20 protein-coding genes are annotated in these 20,680 nt (G+C 32.8%); 8 read left to right on the top strand and 12 right to left on the bottom strand.

Annotated features, from left to right (window positions below):
- Positions 1-40: 40 nt before the first annotated feature.
- Both B4G36_RS10095 and B4G36_RS10100 read right to left on the bottom strand, forming a co-directional pair.
- Positions 41-1,078 (bottom strand): PLP-dependent cysteine synthase family protein, encoded by a 1,038-nt coding sequence (locus tag B4G36_RS10095; protein WP_291063764.1) that lies wholly within the window; start codon positions 1,076-1,078, stop codon positions 41-43.
- Between the two features lie 129 nt (positions 1,079-1,207).
- Positions 1,208-2,362, bottom strand: a complete 1,155-nt coding sequence (locus tag B4G36_RS10100) for a GlmU family protein (protein WP_291063766.1) — start codon at positions 2,360-2,362, stop codon at positions 1,208-1,210.
- A gap of 161 nt (positions 2,363-2,523) precedes the next feature.
- On the opposite strand from B4G36_RS10100, the gene aroB reads away from it, so the two are divergent.
- The 4 genes from aroB (at position 2,524) to B4G36_RS10120 (ending at position 5,874) form a co-directional block, all read left to right on the top strand.
- On the top strand, positions 2,524-3,576 hold the full coding sequence (gene aroB, locus B4G36_RS10105; protein WP_114999381.1) for a 3-dehydroquinate synthase: 1,053 nt from the start codon (positions 2,524-2,526) through the stop codon (positions 3,574-3,576).
- On the top strand, positions 3,564-4,100 hold the full coding sequence (msrB, locus tag B4G36_RS10110; RefSeq protein ID WP_409410639.1) for a peptide-methionine (R)-S-oxide reductase MsrB: 537 nt from the start codon (positions 3,564-3,566) through the stop codon (positions 4,098-4,100). Before aroB ends, msrB begins: the two co-directional genes overlap by 13 nt.
- A gap of 121 nt (positions 4,101-4,221) precedes the next feature.
- Positions 4,222-4,533: a hypothetical protein gene (locus B4G36_RS10115; RefSeq protein ID WP_291063768.1), complete on the top strand. Its 312-nt coding sequence runs from the start codon at positions 4,222-4,224 to the stop codon at positions 4,531-4,533.
- Between the two features lie 9 nt (positions 4,534-4,542).
- The gene (locus B4G36_RS10120) at positions 4,543-5,874 is read left to right on the top strand and encodes an MATE family efflux transporter (protein ID WP_286496071.1); all 1,332 of its coding nucleotides are present in this window, start codon (positions 4,543-4,545) and stop codon (positions 5,872-5,874) included.
- A gap of 128 nt (positions 5,875-6,002) precedes the next feature.
- On the opposite strand, the gene B4G36_RS10125 is transcribed toward B4G36_RS10120, so the two are convergent.
- The 4 genes from B4G36_RS10125 to B4G36_RS10140 all read right to left on the bottom strand — a co-directional run bounded on the left by B4G36_RS10125 (position 6,003) and on the right by B4G36_RS10140 (position 9,553).
- Complete coding sequence (locus tag B4G36_RS10125; RefSeq protein WP_291063770.1) at positions 6,003-6,827, bottom strand: GLPGLI family protein; 825 nt, start codon at positions 6,825-6,827, stop codon at positions 6,003-6,005.
- 77 nt (positions 6,828-6,904) lie between these two features.
- Entirely contained in the window at positions 6,905-7,594 is a 690-nt protein-coding gene (locus B4G36_RS10130; RefSeq protein ID WP_291063772.1) for an SDR family NAD(P)-dependent oxidoreductase, read from the bottom strand.
- A complete protein-coding gene (locus B4G36_RS10135; RefSeq protein WP_291063774.1) occupies positions 7,563-8,552 on the bottom strand; it encodes an ABC transporter ATP-binding protein in 990 nt (329 codons plus the stop codon). The genes B4G36_RS10130 and B4G36_RS10135 overlap by 32 nt, the downstream gene beginning before the upstream one ends.
- Positions 8,549-9,553 carry a FecCD family ABC transporter permease gene (locus tag B4G36_RS10140; RefSeq protein WP_291063775.1) on the bottom strand — a complete coding sequence of 335 codons (1,005 nt, stop codon included), beginning with the start codon at positions 9,551-9,553 and terminating at the stop codon, positions 8,549-8,551. Before B4G36_RS10140 ends, B4G36_RS10135 begins: the two co-directional genes overlap by 4 nt.
- 85 nt (positions 9,554-9,638) lie before the next feature.
- Between B4G36_RS10140 and B4G36_RS10145 the strand changes: the two genes are divergently transcribed.
- The 3 genes from B4G36_RS10145 to B4G36_RS10155 are packed head-to-tail and all read left to right on the top strand — an operon-like array spanning position 9,639 to position 11,608.
- Positions 9,639-10,001, top strand: coding sequence for a hypothetical protein (locus B4G36_RS10145; protein ID WP_291063776.1), 363 nt, complete (start codon positions 9,639-9,641; stop codon positions 9,999-10,001).
- A gap of 51 nt (positions 10,002-10,052) precedes the next feature.
- Complete coding sequence (locus B4G36_RS10150) at positions 10,053-11,027, top strand: TQO small subunit DoxD (protein ID WP_291063778.1); 975 nt, start codon at positions 10,053-10,055, stop codon at positions 11,025-11,027.
- Positions 11,028-11,029: 2 nt separating this feature from the next.
- Positions 11,030-11,608, top strand: coding sequence for a TlpA family protein disulfide reductase (locus B4G36_RS10155; protein WP_291063780.1), 579 nt, complete (start codon positions 11,030-11,032; stop codon positions 11,606-11,608).
- Positions 11,609-11,685: 77 nt separating this feature from the next.
- Here B4G36_RS10155 and B4G36_RS10160 read toward each other — a convergent pair whose 3' ends face one another.
- The 5 genes from B4G36_RS10160 to B4G36_RS10180 are packed head-to-tail and all read right to left on the bottom strand — an operon-like array spanning position 11,686 to position 18,519.
- Complete coding sequence (locus B4G36_RS10160; protein WP_291063782.1) at positions 11,686-13,935, bottom strand: multicopper oxidase domain-containing protein; 2,250 nt, start codon at positions 13,933-13,935, stop codon at positions 11,686-11,688.
- Positions 13,936-13,947: 12 nt separating this feature from the next.
- The gene (locus B4G36_RS10165) at positions 13,948-14,394 is read right to left on the bottom strand and encodes a hypothetical protein (RefSeq protein ID WP_291063784.1); all 447 of its coding nucleotides are present in this window, start codon (positions 14,392-14,394) and stop codon (positions 13,948-13,950) included.
- 45 nt (positions 14,395-14,439) lie between these two features.
- Positions 14,440-17,091, bottom strand: a complete 2,652-nt coding sequence (locus B4G36_RS10170; protein WP_291063786.1) for a copper-transporting P-type ATPase — start codon at positions 17,089-17,091, stop codon at positions 14,440-14,442.
- A 23-nt stretch (positions 17,092-17,114) separates the two neighbouring features.
- A complete protein-coding gene (locus tag B4G36_RS10175; RefSeq protein ID WP_291063788.1) occupies positions 17,115-17,936 on the bottom strand; it encodes a DUF3347 domain-containing protein in 822 nt (273 codons plus the stop codon).
- Positions 17,937-17,946: 10 nt separating this feature from the next.
- Positions 17,947-18,519, bottom strand: a complete 573-nt coding sequence (locus B4G36_RS10180) for a helix-turn-helix domain-containing protein (RefSeq protein ID WP_291063790.1) — start codon at positions 18,517-18,519, stop codon at positions 17,947-17,949.
- Between the two features lie 227 nt (positions 18,520-18,746).
- Between B4G36_RS10180 and B4G36_RS10185 the strand changes: the two genes are divergently transcribed.
- Positions 18,747-19,343 (top strand): DUF4256 domain-containing protein, encoded by a 597-nt coding sequence (locus tag B4G36_RS10185; protein WP_291063792.1) that lies wholly within the window; start codon positions 18,747-18,749, stop codon positions 19,341-19,343.
- On the opposite strand, the gene B4G36_RS10190 is transcribed toward B4G36_RS10185, so the two are convergent.
- Entirely contained in the window at positions 19,296-20,672 is a 1,377-nt protein-coding gene (locus tag B4G36_RS10190; protein WP_291063794.1) for an HmuY family protein, read from the bottom strand. The genes B4G36_RS10185 and B4G36_RS10190 overlap by 48 nt on opposite strands.
- Between the last annotated feature and the right edge of the window lie 8 nt (positions 20,673-20,680).

The following is a 20,680-nucleotide window of genomic DNA, read 5'->3' on the forward strand; positions in this document are numbered from 1 at the left end:
ACTACCTACTTTAAAAATTTAATTTTTACAAATATACGTATTATTTGATTCTTTCGACTGTTGCTCGAGCTTCTAAACCATTGAGTCTGCTATTTGTAAAGCCTTGATCTGCCATCCAATCATCACTAAAGACTTTTGTCATATAGCGAGATCCGTGGTCTGGATACAAAATTACAACTAAAGAATTTTCGTCAAATTCTCCGGTTTCAGCCAATTGTTTATATGCTTGTGTTGCAGCACCAGAAGTATATCCTGCCATAATTCCTTCTTTCAAAGCAATTTCTCTTGTACGATAAGCAGCTTCTTCGTCTGTCACTTTGATAAAAGAATCAACCATTTCAAAATCTAAAGCTCCAGGAACCAAATTTTTTCCCATTCCTTCGATTCTGTAAGGATAGATATCATTTTGATCAATTTTTCCAGTTTCGTGATAACCTTTCAAGATTGATCCATAGGCATCAACTCCGATGATTTTCACATCTGGGTTTTGCTCTTTTATATAACGTGCACTACCTGTCAAAGTTCCTCCTGTACCTGTACAACCGATTAGGTGAGTAATTTTACCCTCTGTTTGATTCCAGATTTCAGGACCTGTTGTTAAATAGTGAGCTTCTGTATTCCCTTGATTAAAATACTGATTAATATAAAGAGAATTTGGCGTTTCCGCAGCAATACGTTTTGCTACTTCGTAATATGATCTTGGATCATCAGCAGGTACGTTAGCAGGGCACAAAAATACTTTTGCTCCCATCGCTTTCAAGAATGAAATCTTTTCTGCCTTTGTTTTATCCGATACCGCTAAGATACATTTGTACCCTTTTACGATAGCCACCATAGCTACAGCAAATCCAGTGTTACCTGAAGTTGTTTCTACAATCGTAGCACCAGGTTTTAATAGACCATTTTTTTCAGCCTCTTCTATAATATGTAAAGCTATTCTGTCTTTTGTTGAATGTCCAGGATTGTAACATTCTAACTTTGCATAAACTTCGCCTGGAATGTCTTGGTTAATTCTGTTTAATTGAACTAATGGAGTATCTCCAATTAACTCTAAAACGTTTTTATATTTACCAGTCATTTCACAAATATTCTTTTCTAACAAAAAGCAAAATTAAGGATTTTTTAATTAATTGTTAAAAGATTAACACGTAAAATTAATCATATTACAATTTTAATCTAAAATTCTTATGATTTACTCGTTATTAAATTAGTTATTATTTAAATTAAAAATATGTTCTAAAATTCTTTTATCAGCAGGTGTAAAAGCAATTTTTCTTCTTTCCATCATTTTTTCTGCAGCTTCACAAGCTTTATCAAAATTAAAAACAGGAGCGTCTGATTGTCCACCCCAACTATAATGTTTAATCATATTTGGTGGAAAACCTGATTGAAAAACGTTCGCACAAACTCCAACAACTGTACCAGTATTAAATTGTGTATTGATTGCAGATTTAGCATAATCGCCCATTATTAAACCACAAAATTGCAAACCTGTTTTTACAAATCTTTTTTGGTTATAACTCCATAACTTTACTTCTGCATAATTATTTTTCAAGTTTGAGTTATTTGTATCCGCGCCTAAATTGCACCATTCTCCAATTACAGAATTCCCTAAAAACCCATCATGTCCTTTATTTGAATATGCTATTAAGATTGAATTATTTAATTCACCACCAACTTTACAAAAAGGACCAATCGTACAACCAGCGTATATTTTTGCACCCATATTTATTTTTGCATGCTCGCATAAAGCTAATCCGCCACGAATCATAGAACCTTCCATAATTTCGGCATCTTTTCCAATATAAATTGGACCTTCTGATGCATTCAAAATAGAAAATTCAACTTTCGCACCTTCTTCAATAAATATATTTTCGGGAGCTAAAACTTGGTTGGTTGCTGATATTGGTTGAGAAGTTCTACCTTTTGTAACCAAATCAAAATCAAATTCAATTGCTTGAAAATTGTATGTAAACATATCCCAAGAATGTTGTAGATGTATTACTTCATCTTCAAATTGAATAACGTCTGATGTGATTTTTGGAGTTTCTTCAGTTGATTTAACTGCTACAAGTTGATGGTCAAAAAGTAGGGTTTGGTTTGATTTTAAATTCTTTATCGCTTCAATTAATTTTTCATTCGGAAAAAAAGTTGGGTTGATAAATGTATTTTCTGTTTGAAGTTTAGCAGGAAATTTTTCTTGCAAATAAGATTTCGTTTGATAAGAAACCTCTGTATTTAGTATTTTTTCCCAACGTTCTGCAAAACTCAATATTCCCATTCTTAGGGCAGCTACAGGTCTTGTAAATGTTAGGGGCAAAAAATCTTCCCATTCTTCGCCATCAAAAAGAACTATGTTCATTGATCTATGAATTTGTGCAAATTTAAAAATAATTATTTTATAAGTCGATAATATCAATATAGATTCTATCGACAGCCCTCCTAAAATAAATCATTCAAAATATTTGGTTGATGTAAAAAGGTCGTCGTAATTTTAGGCACATTTTAAAAACATTTTTCATTTTGAAATCAGCTCCGATTCATTTTGGTTCAATCGCATATATTTTAGACGATTACCTTGCAAATAACACTTTTTCTTCTATCTTCTTTTTGGTAGATGAGAACACTCATGTGCATTGTTTACCGCTATTATTAGCCGATTTGGACAATATTTCTGCTTACGAAATCCTTGAAATTGACTCTGGAGAAGAAAATAAAAACATCGATACCGTAACTAATCTTTGGTTAGCATTAAGCGAATTGGGTGCAGATCGTCATTCATTAGTTATTAATGTTGGTGGTGGAGTTTTAACCGATATGGGAGGTTTTATGGCTTCTACTTTCAAGCGTGGAATCAAATTCATTAACATTCCAACTACGTTATTATCGCAGGTCGATGCTTCTGCTGGCGGAAAAAATGGAATTGATTTGGAAGGAATGAAAAACATGATTGGGACATTTACACAACCAGAAATGGTGTTAGTTGATCCTAAATTTTTGTTGACATTAGAGCAACGTCAAGTAAAATCTGGCTTAGCCGAAATGTTAAAACATGGTTTAATCAAGAACCGTGATCATTGGGATAATTTGGTTCAATTACCTTCGCACGATGCCGAATCTTTGGCACCATTTATCATGGATTCTATTCATATCAAAGAAAATGTGGTTGACAATGATCCATATGAAAAAGGTGAACGCAAAATTTTAAATTTTGGTCATACAATAGGTCATGCTATAGAAAGTGAATCCTTAGAAACTGATTTTCCGCTTTTACATGGAGAAGCAATTGTAATCGGAATGATTATTGAGACATTCCTTAGTTATGATCAAGAATTAATTTCTAAAGCTGATGTGGAGGAAGTTTGCGAAAGTTTTTCGTCAATGTATGCATTAAATACAATTGATATGAAAATTTTTCCGAACTTAATGGAATGGATGAAACACGACAAAAAAAATCAAAACAATTCAATCAACTTTAGTTTGATCAACAAGATTGGAAATTGTCGTTATGATGTAGTTTGTACTGAAGAAGAAATCAGACAAGCTTTTGAAAAATATAATCAATGGATTGCCTAAAAAAATATACTTCTTTTTTTGTTGTTGGATTAATATTGAGCCTTATGGTTTCTTGTACATCTCAACAAAAGAAAGAAGATGCTAAAGTAGAACAACCTTCAAACACCGTTACGATGAACGAAAAACCTCAATTCAATATCAATAAATCAGACGAAGAATGGAAAAAAGAACTTTCTTCTGAAGAGTATTATGTTTTAAGAGAAGCTGGAACAGAACGTCCTTTTACAGGAAAATTTAACATGCATTTCGAGAACGGAATTTATACATGTAATGCGTGTGGAGAAGAATTGTTTTCTTCTTCTTCTAAGTTTGATGGACATTGTGGTTGGCCAAGTTTTGACAAAGAAATAAAAGAAGGTAAAATTGTAGAACGCGTAGACACTTCGCACGGAATGAAGAGAACAGAAATTCTTTGCGGAAATTGTGGAAGCCATTTAGGACACGTTTTTGATGACGGACCTACAGAAACTGGTTTACGTTATTGTGTGAATTCGCTTTCGTTAGATTTCAAACCTGTAAAATAAAATCAAAAAGCTGTTTCGACAGCTTTTTTTAATGCAAAAATACTTTATGAAAATACTTCGTATAATTATCGTTCTTATCTTATTGTTATTAATTTATAACGGTGTTTACAATTACAATTTAATGGTGAATATAAGAACAACCGATCGTCCGATTAATCCATTGCGCTACATCTTTTTCGGTTTTTATTTCTTCTTAATTCTATTGAATTTGATTGAATATATTCGAGGAAAATTTACATACGGATCATTCAAAAAAGTAATCTATTATTTGATTTTCGCTGGATATTTAGCGTGTATTTTCATGTTCAAATACAACGATTATCATATTCCAGGCTTACCACTTTTGGGTTATTTCACATTGGTGGGAACTACCTTATTTATGTTGAGTCAAATCATCAAAAACAAACCACCATACAAACGCGTAAAAAAATAATTGTTCGAAATGAGTTTGGTTTCGGATAGAATTATGTTCAAACAAATTAATCAATTAGCGATTCCTGCGATTTTTTCAGGGATTGCCGAATCTCTTATTACCTTAACCGATATTGCTATGGTAGGTAATGTAAAAGAATATTCGGTCGAAGCACTTGCTGCGACTGGTTTAGTTGGTTCTTTTCTTTCAGGAATTATTTGGATAGTTGCCCAAACCAAAACTTCTATTTCGTCTTTGGTTTCGCAAAGTTTTGGAGCAAATAAATTGGATAGTCTCAAAACTTTAGTTCCGCAAGCGTTGTATTTCAATCTATTTTTGAGTTTACTTATCTTTATACCAACGTATTTTTTTGCACAAAATCTATTCGAACTATACAATGCAAAAGATTTAGTTCTTCAATTTTCGGTCGATTATTACAAAATCAGAGCATTTGGTTTTCCATTAACACTTATTTCATTGACACTTTTTGGTGCTTTTAGAGGAATGCAAAACACTATTTGGGCAATGAAATGTAGTTTAACAGCTGCTTTTGTTCATGTGTTTTTAGACTATATTTTAATTTTTGGAGTAAATGGAATAATTCCTGCTTATCATATCAAAGGCGCTGCCTATGCAAGTCTTATTGCACAATTGATAATGGTAATTATGGCGTTTTACTACTATTTCACGAAAACTTCATTTGGGTTAAATCCAGGAAAAACCATTCATCCACTTTTTAAGAAATATGTCAACTTAAGTTTCAATTTTATTTTACGAACAGCTTCGCTTAATGTTGCATTTTTTCTTGCCAATTCTTACGCCACCGATTATGGAAAAGATTATATCGCCGCGCAAAGTATTTTGATGAATATTTGGTTATTCTTTTCATTTTTTATTGATGGTTATGCAGGTGCAGGAAATGCTATGGCAGGACGATTACAAGGCGAACGAAATTATCCTAAACTTTGGATTTTAAGCAAAGATATTTCCAAATATTCTGTTTTAATTGCGTGTATTTTAATTACTATTTGTTTCATTTTTTACAATCAAATTGGGCAAATTTTCAATCAAGACCCGAATGTTTTGACTATTTTCAACTCTGTATTTTGGATGGTTTTATTAATGCAACCAATCAACACATTGGCTTATATTTTTGATGGTTTTTTCAAAGGAATGGGCGATGCAAAACTCTTGCGAAACAACTTAATTGTCGCAACATTTCTTGGTTTTCTACCAACCATTTATCTTGCAGATTACTTTGGTTTAAGTATTTATGGAATTTGGATTGCATTTGGCATTTGGATGTTTTTACGCAGTTTTCCGTTGATATATATTTTTAGAAAACGAGTTTTGAATCAATAAAAAAAGTCGCACAAGAGCGACTTTTACAATTTATCTAAATTCTATTTTTCTTAAGGTGTAGAAATAGAAGCTTGTTGAATTTTTCTGTTGAAATAAATTTTAGAAAAACGAGTTCTATCAAGCTAAAATTATTTAATATTAAACTGTAAATCTCTCTCGATAGAGTTATTAAGTTTCTTTAATTCTTCTTTCTTTTTAAGATTTTTTTCTTGATCAATCTTTGTATTTTCTCCCGTTTTTGCAGTGATAACTTCTGGGTTATCTTTATAATCTTTGATATATTTTACAAATTCAGATTTTTGCGAATTAATCTTATTAAAATCCTTATAAATCGGATATTCAACATCATCTTCGTTTTCTTTTATACTAATTGGCTCAAAATGAAAGTAACCTTCAGAATCTTTTATATCCAAAATTAAACCTGGTAATCCATGAAATTTGTAAGGCCCATAAGAAACAGGAATATCTTCTGTATACCAAACTTCCCAAGTTCTACCAAATAAATTTGTTGTAGCTTTTTTTACTTTATAATTATTGATTTTCTTTTCTTCATTTAATAATTTCCATGAAATTTCTGGTACATTATCTTCAAAACTATAATTTAGACGATTAACCGAAGATTTGATATAATAAAGATTAGAATCATTTCTAAAATATAATCTCAAATCATTATTTGGAGACGTTTTCATCTGCAAAAGATCATTTATACTAATCTTATTATTTTTAATTAAATCTGTAATATTTCCATCTGTTGTATCAGCAGTAAATAAATCATTAGATAAAAATGTATAGCCCAACTTATTTGTATGGAGAATCATTTCATCAACTTTTATATCTGACTTATTTAAAGAATCTGGAATAAAATTGAAATTATATTTGACTAAATAATTAGAAGGTTTTTTGCAGCTAAAAACCGTAGCTATTAAAGCTATCATCGCGATTAAATATCTCATAAAATGTTAATTTATTACAAGATATAAAAAAAGTCGCACAAGAGCGACTTTTACAATTTATCTAAAGTCTATTTTTCTTAAGGTGTAGAAATAGAAGCTTGTTGAATTTTTCCGTTGAAATATTTCCAACCATTCAATCCAAAATCTACCAAATATTCGGCCATTTCATCTGGTTGTAAAGGCGCAATATATCCCGGAAACGCTTCTTCTAACATTTCTGTTTGTACCGCTCCCAAAGCTACTGCATTTATTCTTGGTCCAAGTTCATTCAACTCCTCTGCTAACAATTCAGTCAAATTAACCGTTGCAGATTTTGAAGACGAATAAACAGACAAACCAGGAAATTTCACTGAACCTTGTACAGCTCCCATTGTCGAAATATTAACTACATGAGAAGATGTATCAAATTTTGGCATCAAAACTTGTATCAAGCGATAAGGTGCCATAAAATTAATCTGCCAAGAAGTTAACAAATCTTCTTGTTGAATTTCTATAAATGGTTTGTTTATACAAACTCCTGCATTATTGTACAAAACATCTACTTTATTCCAGGATTCCACAGCTTTCAAAACTTCTGCAATCTCATCAAAATTAGACAAATCAACACCAATAAACTGATATTGATTTTCTTTTGCAAAAGATGTTAATTCCTTCAATTTATCTACATTTCGAGAGACTGTCAACACTCGGTTTCCTAATTCCAAATGTTGTTTTGCTAATTCAAAACCAATTCCTCTACTCGCTCCCGTTACAATTATATTTTTCATAGTGTTGTACAAAATTTACAATTCCTTCTATCGTTTCAAACTTTATTCCTTCAAAGATGATGTTATTTTCTGTGATTTCAATATGATTTTCCGCATTATTTTCGACAGAAATTCCATTTCGAATTAAGGCATTTTTTACCCAAAAAGCCAATTCCGAATTTCCTTTTACACCAATCGTTTTAGAAAATGATTTTTGTGTTGAAAAACGATTATTTTTTTCATCATATATCAGATTTTGATTGGATAATTTTTGAATAATTTGATGTTCAAAAGCCATTTGTTCTGGAATATTTTCGAAAAGATTTCCATTTTCAATCCACCAAATTTTATCCGCTTTTTCTAATGCAAAATCAACTTCATGCGTAATCATCAAAAATGATTTATTCGTTTTCAATTTTAATTCATTGAGTAAATTAAAAATTCGATATTGATTCGCTAAATCTAAATTTGATGTCGGTTCATCCAAAATCACCAATTTCGCATCTTGACACAACGCACGCGCAATCATCACCAATTGCAATTGACCTTCGCTGATTTCATTCGCAAATTGATTTGCTAAATTCGAAATTCCAACCAATTCCAAAACCTCATCAATTAAGTTTTGTTCTTCCTCTGAAATCTTTTTCAAAACCTTGTGATAAGGCAAACGTCCCATCGCAACCAATTCCGAAACTTTAATTTTTGGAACAATCGACAAACGTGGTAAAACAACCGTTATTTGCTGCGCAATTTCATGAGAAGATAATTTTTTGATTGAATTATTTTCTAAATAAATTTGTCCATTCAACGTTTTCTGAAAACCTAAAATCGAATTAATCAACGTTGATTTTCCTGCACCATTTTTACCTAAAACAGCAATCAATTCATTCGAATTTATAGTCGCATTTATAGCTAAAACAATTTCTTTTGAACCATATCCAACTGACACATTTTCTAATTTCAAAATGGTATTTTTCATCGCACTTCGTTTTTGTTATTCAACAAAATACTAATGACAATCGGCGCTCCAAACAACGCTGTGATAATATTAATTGGTAATGTTCCGAAGGGAAAAACTTCTGTCAAAATCGAAAATAATAACATGAAAAATATTCCTGAAACGAAAATCCATCGGTACAAAATTTTCATATCACCTGTTCGTAACAATGTTCTACAAATATGTGGAACTGTCAATCCAATAAAACTAATTGGACCTGCGAAAGCCGTTGCTGAAGCCGTTAATAAAGCTGTTGAAATTAAAATCGTAAAACGTAATTTTTTGATATTAATCCCTAAAGATTGTGCATATTTTTCTCCTAATAATAAGGCTGTAATTCCTCTTAAAGTAAATAATGAAACGATGATTCCACTCAAAACAAATAAAGCGAAAACGCCTAATTGTTGCCACGATAAACCACTCAACGAACCGAATCCCCAAACTAAATAGGCTTTAATTTTATCGGAAGGAGCAAAATATTGCATCATGCCAATTAATGCGCCCGCTAAACCTGCAATCATAAATCCTATAATCACTAAAGAAGCGGATGATTTGACACGAAATGATAACGAAATCACTAAAAACAAGGCGACAATTGCACCTAAAAATGAAGCAATAATTGTAATCCAAGGATTATTGAGAAATTCTTCTAAACCAATCATCGAAAAAAGAAAAATAACAATCGCAACGCCTAAACTTGCCATCGAAGTTATTCCTAAAACAGAAGGTTCTGCTAATGGATTCTTGAATAATTCTTGCATTAAAAAACCTGAAATCGGCAACGAAACACCAACCAATAAAGCGGTTAATGATTTTGGTAAACGAAAATTGAGCACAAGATTATGCAACATTTCATCTGAGTGACCAGAAAATACATTAAAAATTTCGGTGAAAGAAATCGAGACTTTTCCAACGCTTAAACTCAAAACAAAAAGTAAAAGCGTCAGAATTATTAAAACAAAAAATAGTGGTTTTTCTTTCATCAAGACAAAGATAGAAATTCTAATAATTTCTTAAAGTTTAATTGTGAATTGGTTTTTATTGAAAATTAATGATTAGTTTCGTTTCATGAATTTTAGAAGTTTCGTTTTAATTATCTCTTCGATTTTTGTGCTATTTACACCATGTAGCATCAAAGCTTCTATTCATACGATTTTGGACGTAGAAAATGTTCATCAAACAAAAACTTCTCAAGTCAAAATCAATCAAAATCATTCGAATTCATGTTCGGTTGTTAAATTTGAAACGATTAAAAAATCAACAAAGAATCTTGATGTTCCGAATTTTGATTTACTCGATTCATCTATTCATTTCATTGGGTTAGCACGTTCTTCATTAATTGAAGAAGATATAGATTCGAATGAAATTCAATCACCAAAAATACCTTTTTATCTGTTGTATAAGCAATTGAAGTATTCGTTGATATCTTAATTTTCCTTAATTAATTTAGACAACAATATTCCATCACTTATATAAAAATTCATGCAAAATAAATCTGTTTTATCAATGGGTAATGCTGTATTGGCGTTACGTTTAGTCATTGGTTGGACGTACTTTTCTGCCTTTTGGAGGCGTTTAATTTTAGAAAATAAACTCGATCCAGAAGCTGCAGGTTATATTGGTGAAAAATTCAATCATTTTTTACCAAATGCCCTTTTCATCAAACCACTTATTCAATATTTAGTCGAAAATCCTGAAGCGTTGCTTTGGAACATGTGGATCTTCACCATCGTAGAAGGCGTTGTGGGTTTACTCTTAATGCTTGGTTACAAAACACGAATCATGAGTATTGCCGTTTTCTTTTTGGCAATGGGAATTTTACTTGGTTCGGGCTGGATTGGTACAACTTGTTTGGACGAATGGCAAATTGGCGTTTTAGGATTAGCTGGAGGTTTTACGCTATTTCAGGTTGGTTCTGGAAAAATTTCGTTGGATTATTTTTTCAATAAAAATCAATTTATTCAACAAGAAAATAATTGGAATTCAATTTCAATCAAAAAGTATAGACCTTATTTTGTAGGTTTTAGTTTTTTTATTTTATTCGTTACTTTGTTTACAAATCAGGTTTTTCATGGTGGAGTTTATGGGACTTTGCACAATAAATCTGTCAAACCAAAAGTAGAAATCTCAAATTTGAAACAACATCAAAACAAGGTTTCGTTTGATGTAATGCGAATAGAAGGCGCTGATGTTTATGGCTCTTTTTTAATCCAAATTGATTTTCATAATCATCAAAATGAAATAATTGAAAGTTTGGATATGCAAGAGTTATCTAATTTGGACAAACAACAAATTTCGAATTATTATGTAGCAAAAGTTACACCGCACAAACACAGTTTGGTGTTACCTTTGGGAGCGAAAGCAAATCTGAATTTTGATATTTCAGAAAAAATTCACAAAGTAGTTTTAACCGATATAAGCGGATTACAATGGGAACAAACAATAACAAATTTATAGCAATGTTAAAAAGAAATTATTCAACAATTATCATAGGTGCGCTGGCTTTGGTCTTACTTTTTGTGCCAGAAGCAAAAGCAATGATGCAACAAGGTTTAATGAAATTAGGCTTATTTGAACCGAAATTAGAAAAAGTTAAACCGACAACTCAACCAAAATCTAAAGCAAATTATACATTCGAAATGGTGTATGCTGACGGAAAAGCAATCAATATGGAAGATTTGAAAGGTAAAGTTGTATTCATGAATTTTTGGGCAACTTGGTGTCCGCCTTGTATCGCGGAAATGCCGTCTATTCAGAAATTATATGATAAAGTAAAAGATAATAACGAAATCATTATTTTGACGGTTGAAGTAGAAGGAAAACGTGATAAAGTAGCAAAATTTATGGAACGTAAAAATTTATCGTTGCCTGTAGTTTATCCAAATTCATCTATTCCAACTGAGTTTTTTAATGGTTCGTTACCAACAACAGTTATTTTAGACAAGAAAGGAAATATTGCACATACAACAATAGGAATGGCGGATTATTCCGGACAAGATATTGTTGATTTCTTAAATGAACTGAAAGCGATGAATTAATCATTCAACATCATCTAAAAACAAAAAGCTTCGAGAAAATTCTCGAAGCTTTTTATGTTTTATACTATTTTATATTTCTAATAAACTAACCTCAATCCTACACCGAATCCCATATCGCTATCGTAATGAGTTCTGATGTGCATATTTCTGTTTAAGATATAGCTCAACTCGCCCATATACTCTTTATCTGTATTCCACATAAAACCTGCGCGAACTCGTTTTGAAATTGGAATATCCTCTCTCATCAATTGCAAACGAACTTTTCCTGTGTGATAAATTTCAGTCTGGAAATCAATTAACATTGGTAATTTATACACAAAACCAGCACTGAATAAGCCCTTGTTTCGATTAGTTTTTTGACCAAAAATATTCTTCTCTACATTTCCGTGTTCGGCTAACATTTTGTGTTGATTCCAATCAAATCCTACAAAAACTTGAAACCATTGATTTCGATCGATAAAACGTCCCAAATGTGTTTCTACTTCATAACCATGTTCTGGTTTGTAACCAATTCCCCACTCCGAAGTCAAAGCCCAACGCGCATCTTGCACCATCAACATACCATCTAACCCATTTGTTGCGAAATCATTTTCTACCATAACATGCTTCATGTTACTTTCCATTTGTAACATTTTATACGCATGTTTTTTGTTTGGTAAATTTGGATTTTGATAATCTCCAACTTCAAAAACGCGATTCATTCCGCCCATCATATGGTACAAAATATGACAATGAAAAAACCAATCGCCTTCTGTATTTGCCTCAAATTCGATGACATTTGTTTCCATCGGCATAATATCCAACACGTTTTTCAGCGGAGAATATTCACCATTTTTATTGATAACACGGAAATCGAAACCATGTAAATGCATCGGATGGCGCATCATCGAATTATTATATAAGGTAATACGTAGAATTTCGCCTTTTTTGACTGGAATTTTATCCGATTCCGAAAATACTTTGTTATCCATACTCCACACATAGCGATTCATATTTCCTGTTAATTCGAAACGCATTTCTTTTATTGGAGCATCTTTCGGAAGTGTTGTGTTTTCAGGTGATTTTAACATTCCGTAATTTAAAGTGGTAATGTTTGAGGATGTATTTCCATGCGAAGAATGATCCATTCCACTCATTTCTGAATGGTTTTCAGCAGTATCTTTCTTTGATTTTTTGGATTTCATTTTCGATTCGCCGGTAATTTCAGGATACATCACGGTATTCATATCCATTTGCTGCAAACTCATTTTCATGCCCATATTGTTCATTGTTCCGTCCATATTCATCATGTCATTCATCATTTTCATACCTTCAAAATATTTCAATTTTGGAAGTGGTTCCATCAATTGTTTCTTTCCTTCACCAATGAACAACGAAGCCGAACCCGTTCTATCCTCAGAAGTTGCTTGAAATTCGTACGATAAACCACCTTCAGGAACTGTAACTACAACATCGTAGGTTTCGGAAACGCCAATAATCAAACGATCAACCTCCAAAGGTTCTACGTCGTTTCCATCATTTGCTACAACCGTAATTTTTCCGCCCGCATAACGCAACCAAAAATAAGTCGACGCACCACCATTCGAAATACGTAAACGAACTTTATCACCTGCTTTGAATTGTTTCAGTTGACTTTCATTCTGCGCATTTATCAAGAATTTTTCGTAATAAACATCGCTCACATCCATTGCCAACATACGTTTCCATTCGTTGGTCAATTTTGTTTTGAAATGCCCTTCTCGAATTGCTTCAGCATAACTTTGCGTTGAACCTTTTTTGATTCCCGCCCAATCGTTTGCATTGTGCAACATTCGCTGAATATTTTTTGGATTAAGATCTGTCCATTCACTCAACATTACAGGAATTGTTGGTAAATCATCAATCCCTTTTCGGAAAGTAGGATCGTTTTCGCGTTTCTTCAAAATCATCGAACCATACATTCCGATTTGTTCTTGATACCCCGAATGACTGTGATACCAATGCGTCCCGTTCTGAATAATCGGAAACGAATACGTATACGTTTCACCAGGTTTAATACCCATTTGCGTCAACATCGGAACCCCATCTTCCTTATTCGGCAACCATACACCATGCCAATGCAACGAAGTATCTTCTTTTAGTTTATTATGCACACGAATTACTGCCGTATCGCCTTCCGTAAATTCTAAAGTTGGCATCGGAATTTGACCATTTACCGAAATAGCCCTTTTATCCTTACCAGAAAAATTAACAATAGTATCACGTACATATAAATCATATTCTACACGTTTTTGAGCCTGTAAAGCAATCGCCGAAGGAACAAAAAGTAAAAAAAGTAATTTCCTCATGTGAATGATTTATTATAACTGACTAAACTTCTTATAATTCTCCTCGTTTTCGAAATAATCAACATTTCCTTGTTGATCTTTCAAAACGATATACGCATTGGCTTTATCAATCTCTTTTCCTGTAAAAGGATCTTTTGCTTTACGTGCCGTTTCATCATTCGGAATTCTTTCTACACACATATTACAACATCCATAATACGTTTTTCCGTCATACGGAACTTCGAACTGATCTTTGCCCATATACGCATTGTTCACCATACAGACTTGCTTATTTGGAACTTTATCTCCCACATTGTAAGCCAAGTTTTCTGTATTTGGAGACATTTGCATATTCATATTTTCTTGATGCTCTACATGAGTAGTTTCTGGCGATGATTTTTCTTCATCTTTCTTTGAACAAGACACTAAAAAAAATGTTGCTAAAACAGAAATTCCAACAATCGATTTTATATTTTTCATTATTTCAATTTTTATTTTTTATCAATTTTCACTTTTATATTAAACCTAAATTTTTGCTCTATTTAATCGAGCAGCATTTAAAATGACAGAGACAGAGCTCAAACTCATCGCAGCTGCAGCCACCATTGGTGATAATAGAATTCCGAAAAATGGATACAATAATCCTGCTGCAACTGGAATCCCTAATACATTATAGATAAAAGCAAAAACTAAATTTTCTTTAATATTTCGCATCATTTTATGACTCAATACAATACTTTTATACACGCCAATCAAATCACCTTTCAATAAAGTAATATCCGCACTTTCAATAGCCACATCGGTTCCTGTTCCCATGGCAATCGAAACATCAGCTTGTGCCAATGCAGGAGCATCGTTTATTCCATCGCCCGCCATCGCAACCACTTGTTGTTTGTCTTGCAAATCTTTGATCGTATTCAGTTTTTCTTGAGGTAAAACTTTCGCTTTAAAATGCTCAATACCGACTTCTTTAGCTACTTTCAGAGCTGTTTGCTCATTATCGCCCGTCAGCATCATTACATCTACTTTTTGCGCTTTTATTTTATGAATTGCTTCTTTCGATGATACTTTTATTTCGTCAGAAATTTCAAATGCAGCCAACACTTTTCCGTTTACACCCAAGAAAGATAGAGTGTTCGTACTATCCACTTTTGGTACTTGAAGCCCTGCAAATGTCATCAATCCTTCGTTACCCAAATACACTTCTTTTCCGTCTACCAAACCTTTTACTCCTTTACCTGCTAAATCTTCAAAATTCTGAATCGAATGCAAGTTCAAGCTTTCTTTTTCAGCCGCATGAACAAAAGATTGCGCCAATGGATGTCCACTATTTTGGTTCATACTTGCTGCTAAAAGCAATACTTCATTTTTATTTGCTCCTTCAAACGGAATGATATTCACCACTGCAGGTTTTCCCTCAGTAATCGTACCTGTTTTGTCAATCGTTAAAGTTGTTACTTTGTTCAAGCGCTCTAAAGCTTCGGCATTTTTTACCAAAACACCATTTTTTGCACCTTTACCAACTGCAACCATCACCGACATTGGCGTAGCCAAACCAAGGGCGCATGGACAAGCCACTATCAACACCGCTAAAGCATTAGCAATGGCAAATGCCACACGATTTTCATTGCCAAAAATCCACCATGCAAAGAAGGTTACTAAAGCAATAACCATAACAGTAGGTACAAATATTTTGGAGATTTTATCAACGACTTTTTGAATCGGAGCTTGACTTCTACTTGCTTGATTCACCATATCAATGATTTGGGCCAATAAAGTTTCTCCACCTACTTTGGTTGCTTTCATCAAAAAGGTTTTACTTCCATTTATTGTTCCCGCAACCACTTCATCGTCAACCGTTTTTGAAACAGGAATTGGTTCACCCGAAATCATACTTTCATCAATATCTGCAAAACCTTCGGTTATAATTCCATCAACAGGAACTTTATCCCCTGGTTTTACACGCAGAATATCATCTAATTGAATTTGATCAATACTTACCTTTTCTTCTTTTCCATTAACAATTCTAAAGGCTTCATTCGGTGATAATTTAATCAACTCTTTTAAGGCTGAATTGGTTTTAGAATGTGCTTTTGCCTCCAACATTTGTCCCAACATTACCAATGTTAAAATCACTGCTACCGACTCAAAATATAACGCTACTTGACCGTGATGCGTTTTGAACTCCGAAGGGAATAAATGTGGAAAAAATAAGCCCACTACCGAATACAAAAATCCAGCACCAGCACCCAAACCGATTAAACTGAACATATTGAGATTCCATGTTTTGAAAGAAACCCAAGCTCGTTGGAAAAATGACCAACATGTATAAAAAATGATGGGTAAACACAGTGCAAACTGAATATAAGCTGATATTTGAGGACTCACAATTTTGCCAATTGGGTTACCTGGTAGCATTTCGCCCATTGCTAAAATGAAAATAGGAACGGTTAGCACCATAGAAATCCAAAACATTTTTCGGGTATGATGATAGGCATCATCAGTCGAATCAGTTTGTACCATAGGAATTAGATCCATTCCACAAATCGGACAAAAACCAGGTTGATCTTTGATGATTTCGGGGTGCATCGGACAGGTATATTCGTTTGATAAGTTCAACTTTTCTTCTTTTATCAAATGCATTCCACAAACCGGACAATTACCAGGTTTGTCGTAAGTTTTATCACCTTCGCAATGCATCGGACAATAATATTCGTCGCCAGAATTTGCTTTTTTAGGAGCTATTGCAGATGTAACTTCATTTGTATTGTGTTGGGCATGTGAGCAATTCGCGTGATCGTGCTTTATTGTTTCTGTTACTTCTTGTTTTTTATGTGAACAAGAAGCCTCATCGACAGTCGAATTAATTTCTAAATTTTCCTTTTTCATCAAATGCATTCCACAAACCGGACAATCTCCAGGTTTGTCGTAAGTTTTATCACCTTCGCAATGCATCGGACAATAATATTCGTCTACAACAATTTCCGCTTTTTTGTGTGAACACGAATCCGAAATTGATTTAGACTCGTTAGATAAGGTTTCGGTAGTTGCATTTTCGGATATTTCTACCAAAAACATCCCGCATTTCGAGCATTTATCTCCTTGATTACCGATCACTTCTGGATGCATTGGACAAGCATAACCTGGCGATTTTTTGTGCATTTGATGATTTTCCATTTAAATGTTTTTTTTAAATTGGTTTACAATTTATCAACTGTGCTTCCACATGTCAACATCATATTTCCGTAAAATGGATTTTTAATATCCGAATCTTTACTCAACCAATTCGAACCTCCATTAAACATTGGACAATTTTGATAATAAAGTGTATATCCAAGATTTGCTTTTTGAGCTAATTTGAACATTGGTTGTGATAATTTCGCAAAAGTTGTACGCTGTTTCTCAATGTTTTTTTCTTGCGATAATTGTTTCGAAGTTGTTTCTAAATCTTTCAAAACTTCCATCCAAACCATATGCGATTCATGCGAAAGTTTTCCCATTTCTACAGTAGAAATTGATTTCGAAAAAGCAGTTATTTGTTTCGATATTTCGTTTTCATTTGCTTTTACAAAAGCATCTTTCAACAAAAAGTAAGCATCAAATACTTGAGATAATTGATTATGTTGTTGAGAAGTTTTGGTTTGATTATGAGTAGAATGATCCATTTCTTGATGATTCATCGTCATTTTTTTATCACGCGTATATTGACAATCTTTTCCTAATTTCGCATAAGCTTCATCTGGCGCCATATATTCGGCATTATCAAAACCTGCTATCGCAATATTTTTCAAAATTTCGTTCGAATTTGTTTTTACTTTATTGTACGAAATCGTAGCTATTTGAGTCGTCGCATCAAAATCTACTTTCGAAATTCGAGGTTGATTTCCTGCTTTTTCAATTAATTGTTTCGCATTTGTACAATTTCCTTTCACTTGAAATTGTTTTGTTTCTTGATTTTTAAACTGTGCATTTGTCGTAAAAGCAAGAAAACTTCCGATAACTAAAAAACTATATTTTTTCATGATGTTTGATTTAGATTTTATCAATTGGTCGACGCGTATGTTTGCTCAATTGCTTGAAAACAGATGGTGTCAAACCAGTTACTTTTTTGAATTGTGCGCTAAGATGTGCTACACTCGAATAATTTAATTGAAACGCAATTTCACTCAACGATAATTCGTCATAAATCATTAATTCTTTGACTTTTTCAATCTTTTGTTGAATAAAATATTTCTCAATTGTTTGCCCTTCCATTTCCGAAAAAAGATTCGAAATATATTTATAATCTAACTTCGTTTGTTCGCTCAAATAATCAGATAAATTGACTTTCAGCTCGTTATTTTCTTGATGAACAACTTGAATAATCAAGGTTTTTATTTGTTCAATCAACTTGCTTCGTTTATCATCAATCAACTCAAAACCAACCTCTTCCAATTCATTTCGAATCAAATTTAATTGTTCAGTATCAATCGAATTTTTCAATTCAACTTCTCCTAATTCGATATGATTTGCTTCGATGTTATTCATCTTCAAAATTCGTCCAACGACTACTTTACAGCGATGACAAACCATATTTTTTATAAATAATTTACTTGTACTTTCCATATTAAATTCTTCGAATTTGAGCGATTTATTTCACTTAAATTTACAAAATCTTATGTTACAAATTTCGTACAACTTCAGCTCAAAAGATTATACAATTTGCGAGATGATGTATATAATTTTCAGATTAATCATTTATCATTAACCTATTCTTGATAAATGAATTACCAAAATCATCTGTTTTTTGAATATATTTGGTTAGAAATTAATTTCTCAAAACAATAAATTCTATGACAAAAAAAGAACTAACTCCAGCAGAACAAAATAACTGCATTCAGATTTTGAAAGAACGTTTTGAGAAAAATATGCATCGACATCAAGATTTAGATTGGCAAAAAATAGAAGAAAGTATCATTAATCAACCTGAAAAAATTTGGTGTTTGCATCAAATGGAAATTACTGGTGGTGAACCTGATGTTATTTTTTATGATGATAAAACAGACGAGTATCATATTGTAGATTGTTCGGCAGAAAGTCCGAAAGATCGTAGAAGTTTAGCGTATGATTACGAAGGACAGACGTCTCGTAAAGAACATCAACCAAAAAATAATGCGATTGATGTCGCAAAAAGTATGAAAATTGAGTTGCTTACCGAAGAAGAATATCATTTGTTGCAAGCTGTAGAAATTGTCGATCAAAAAAACTCAAGTTGGTTAAAAACACCAGAAAAAATTAGAGAATTAGGCAGCGCTATATTTGGCGATTATCGTTACGGAACTGTTTTTATTTATCGTAACGGCGCGCAATCTTATTATGCATCTCGTGGTTTTAGAGTAATTTTAAAATTTTGGATAACCTCTCACACCAGAAGCATTCAGAAAAGCTAACATTTTAATTTTGTAATAATTATTTTCTGCATCTTTGATGATATAAAATCGATCCGAGAATAATTTTTGAGGAGCAGTAACTTGTCGCCAAGAATCACCAATTGCACGCTGATCGTCCAAAAATTTTGTTTCATCAATCATCGTTTCATTAAATTTTTCGTAGGTAATTTCATTGGTTACATCTACACGATAGGCTTTTGCACCTGCTTTCAGATTATTGACCACATAATCCGAATATCCATACGAACCATTTCCTGTAATAAGATTAGTGAAAACTGTAAAATTCAAATCCCATTCTAATTTTGGAGGTTCAACATTTACAATATCATTCGTCGTAAAACTAAAGTGAACAAAATTGTGCGTCGTCGTTTTTGCAATGACTTTTTCTTTGTAAGTCGTATCATCCAAATCGGCATATTGCATCACATATTGCTCGTCTTTTTTGATGAATTTCACTTTTTTCCAACCGCGCGAATTCCCAGCAACAGCAGCCGAACCAACCGCAGGCGTTGAAGTTCCCACTTCGTAACCCAAATTCAGTAAATAAACTGGATTATCCGATTCTTTAATTTCCGCAATCGCCGTTTTCATAATATCACCAGCAGGATCGTCAACATATTCTTTGTTCGAATCTGTAAATGTACCTACCGCAACTTCGTTGATTAATTTCCCAACCGATGCTTTTGTTACTTTCGACAAATCGGTTTCGTCCAACGCTTTTACCGCCATATAAATAGAAGTATTTAACATCACGCGGAAATTTGTTCCATTATAAAACCCTAAATCCCAAGAATCTCTTTTTACCTTTGTTTGCGTTCCTTTACTTAAGTCTACATAAACTTGATATTGCTCATTTGGTCCGCCGATTTCCACATCCATTGTTCCTCCAATCGAATTTTCGAAAGAGATTTTTGTTGACGAATATCCTTGAATAATAGCTGATGGATAATCAATTTTTGTAATTTCAAACTGAATCGTTTTATCAGAACGATCAAATGGATAAATCAAATTCCTGAACGTAAAACTTGTCGACGTTTCACCTTTTTTTATTGGAATAATAATTTCTTGATTTGTAACTGCAACAGAAGTTGAATAATCGACATCGTAAGTTGCCTTATCTTCGGTTACTTTAATATGAATTTCTCCATCTTGCTCTGCTACTTTAGAATAAATTAAATTTATTGTTTTCTCATTATCAATCTTACTAAAATCGATACTTGCATCCTTAAAAGCAACAACAAAATCTTGTCCAATTGGATTGTTTTCATCATTACACGACCACCAAAAAGAAAGACTAAACAATAGGGTATATATAAATATTTTTTTCATGATTTTTT

Origin of the sequence: Empedobacter sp. UBA3239 (assembly GCF_002362875.1) — a bacterium.
Classification (GTDB): Bacteria; Bacteroidota; Bacteroidia; order Flavobacteriales; family Weeksellaceae; genus Empedobacter; species Empedobacter falsenii_B.